This is a genomic window from Streptomyces sp. UH6, from assembly GCF_013421635.1.
Taxonomy (GTDB): domain Bacteria; phylum Actinomycetota; class Actinomycetes; order Streptomycetales; family Streptomycetaceae; genus Streptomyces; species Streptomyces abyssomicinicus.
The window spans coordinates 1-2626 of record NZ_JACADT010000800.1 but is presented as its reverse complement, the minus strand read 5'-3'; the positions used below and the strand labels follow the sequence as shown (position 1 = coordinate 2626).

The following is a 2626-nucleotide window of genomic DNA, read 5'->3' as shown; positions in this document are numbered from 1 at the left end:
CGGTACGGCGATCCGTCGGGCCGTTCCGCATCCTCGGGACGGGTGACTTCCGTCACCCGGTCCGGGGCGGCCCCGCCCCGTCACTCAGTCCAGGGCGACGGACCTGCGCACCGGGTCCCGCAGGTCCGTGCCGCGGGCCAGCCACCGCTCCTGGAGCGCCTGCGCGCCGTGCACCCGCTTCCAGGCCGCCTCGTTCGGCGTCATCGGCAGCAGCGGCAGGAACCGCACCGGGTCCAGCGGCTCGTCCAGCTCCAGGTCCTCCACCAGCCCTCCCGGCTCGCCGACCAGCACGGAGGTGAAGGGGGCCCCGGGCCACAGCGGCTCCCCCACGTCCAGCGATCCGCCCGGCGCGACCACCACCCCCTCCACCTGGGGGGACGCGGCGAGCACGGCCAGCGGGCGGAGCACCTTGGCGGTGTCCGCGACCCCGCGCCGCACGGTGAGCACCAGCTCCGCCCGCGGCCCCTTCACCGGGTCCGCGACCATCGCCGTGGGGTCGTTCATCGGGTGCGCGGACATGCCGAGGGTGGCGTACCGGACGACGTCCTCCTCGGTGAAGCGGAGCACCTCGACGCGGTCCGTACCGAGGAAGGTGACGGCGGCCCGTGCGTCGGGTTCGCCCAGCGACGTCCGCAGACGCGCCTCGACCAGGGGAAGAACATCAGCCATGCGGCGAGCATAGAACTCGTTTGGATCTCACCAGGAGTGGGCAAGCGGACACCTTGACAGTCACCTCGGCTGATAGTCTTGCCGCAGTTCGGGACAGCACGCCAAGCGTCGCGATCGAGTCCCGACGCCAGTCATACTCCCCCTGAGAGCCCGCCGCGCGCGCTCTCCCACAGGGGAATGGATCGTCCCTCACGGGGGACCGGCCGGAGGAGGTGGGGCTGCGATGGACCGAAGTCGACCGTGCAGTACCACCCGCTCTTCCGGCCGCTGACGCGGCTCCGGCGTTCCCACCCCTCCCGCAGCTCCCCTTCCGGGCGCGGCAGCGGCGGCGCATCCCTTCGCGCCGGGGAAGAGCACTTCGTTTCGTCTGCCTGATCTCTGTCGATCTCTTCGATCTGCATCAGCAGCGAAAGCTCCGACGCCGCGACACGGTGCGGTGCTCCCCGCTTTGCGGACGTGCCGGGTACATGGCCACGCACGTCCTCGTTCCGGGGGGTTCCAGCCGGCGGCGGCACGGCCTTTCGTTGCCCGAAAGCGAAGGAGCCCCGCCATGTCGATGATCCGAGACCTGCGCGCAGCGGTCCGTCCCTCCCAGCGTGTCGCCCGCTCGGTCCGCATCCGGCCGTCCCGGCGCGGCGCGGCCGCCCTGGCCCACCTCGACCCCGCGGTCCTTCCCGCCCCGCCCGCGCCGTCCGCCGTCGTCGACTGCGGGGTCTACCGCGACGGGCGCCGCGTGCCCTCCGACGGCGCGCTCGGCCCGCAGGAGGCGATGCGCGCGGCGCGGCGGGACGGCGGCTTCGTCTGGATCGGCCTGCACGAGCCCACGGAGGGCGAGTTCGCGGGCATCGCCGCCGAGTTCGGGCTGCACCCACTGGCCGTGGAGGACGCCGTCCAGGCCCACCAGCGGCCCAAGCTGGAGCGCTACGACGACAGCCTCTTCACCGTCTACAAGACGGTCCACTACATCGAGCACGACCGGCTCACCCCGGACAGCGAGGTCATCGAGACCGGCGAGATCATGTGCTTCACCGGCCGGGACTTCCTGATCACCGTCCGGCACGGCGGCAAGGGCTCGCTGCGCGCCCTGCGGCGCCGGCTGGAGGAGGACGCGGAGCTGCTGGCCAAGGGGCCCTCCGCGGTGCTGCACGCCATCGCCGACCACGTCGTGGACGGCTACCTCGCGGTCGCGGACGCGGTGCAGGACGACATCGACGACGTCGAGACCGAGGTGTTCACCCCCGGCCGCCGCGGCAGCGCGCCGCGCGGCACGGACGCGGGGCGGATCTACCAGCTCAAGCGCGAGGTGCTGGAGTTCAAGCGGGCGGTGGCCCCGCTGCTGCGGCCGATGCTGCTGCTCAGCGAGCGGCCGATGCGGCTGATCGACCCGGACATCCAGAAGTACTTCCGGGACGTCGCCGACCACGTGGCCCGGGTGCAGGAGCAGGTGATCGGCTTCGACGAGCTGCTCAACTCGATCCTCCAGGCCAACCTGGCGCAGGCGTCGGTCGCGCAGAACGAGGACATGCGCAAGATCACCTCGTGGGCGGCGATCATCGCCGTGCCGACCATGGTCTGCGGGGTGTACGGGATGAACTTCCAGCACATGCCGGAGCTGGGCTGGAAGTACGGCTACCCCATGGTCATGGGCATCACGGTCGTGATCTGTCTGGGCATCCACCGCACCCTGAAGCGCAACGGCTGGCTCTGAGCGGCCACGGTCCGCTCCGCGCGGGCTCGCTACGCTGCTGCCATGACGACTGCCGAGCTGTTCGACCGTGCCCTCGTCGAGGAGGCCGCGAAGAAGTCCGCGCTGGTGTGGGTGCGGGCGGAGGGTGGCGACGTCCCCGGCGTGGACCGGGCGCTGTGGCACGTCTGGCACGACGGCGCGGTCTGCCTGGTCGGCGACGGGCCCGGTGAGCAGCCGCTGCCGGGGCTGGCCGACGGCGGGCACGCGGTG

At 72.2% G+C, this 2626-nt stretch carries 2 protein-coding genes and 1 pseudogene; 2 read left to right on the top strand and 1 reads right to left on the bottom strand.

Translation table 11 applies throughout. From position 1 onward, the window contains the following. Nucleotides 1–84: 84 nt before the first annotated feature. Nucleotides 85–669, bottom strand: coding sequence for a suppressor of fused domain protein (locus HW445_RS26020; RefSeq protein ID WP_180223329.1), 585 nt, complete (start codon nt 667–669; stop codon nt 85–87). Nucleotides 670–1219: 550 nt separating this feature from the next. Here HW445_RS26020 and HW445_RS26015 point away from each other — a divergent pair. Next, nucleotides 1220–2377 carry a magnesium and cobalt transport protein CorA gene (locus HW445_RS26015; RefSeq protein ID WP_180223328.1) on the top strand — a complete coding sequence of 386 codons (1158 nt, stop codon included), beginning with the start codon at nt 1220–1222 and terminating at the stop codon, nt 2375–2377. A 42-nt stretch (nt 2378–2419) separates the two neighbouring features. Beyond that, nucleotides 2420–2626 (top strand): annotated as a pseudogene (locus HW445_RS26010) (hypothetical protein); the annotation flags it as partial.

Excerpts from the sequence above, each read along its gene's own strand:
- HW445_RS26020 (WP_180223329.1), bottom strand. The coding sequence starts at position 669 with ATGGCTGATGTTCTTCCCCTGGTCGAGGCGCGTCTGCGGACGTCGCTG.
- HW445_RS26015 (WP_180223328.1), top strand. The coding sequence starts at position 1,220 with ATGTCGATGATCCGAGACCTGCGCGCAGCGGTCCGTCCCTCCCAGCGT.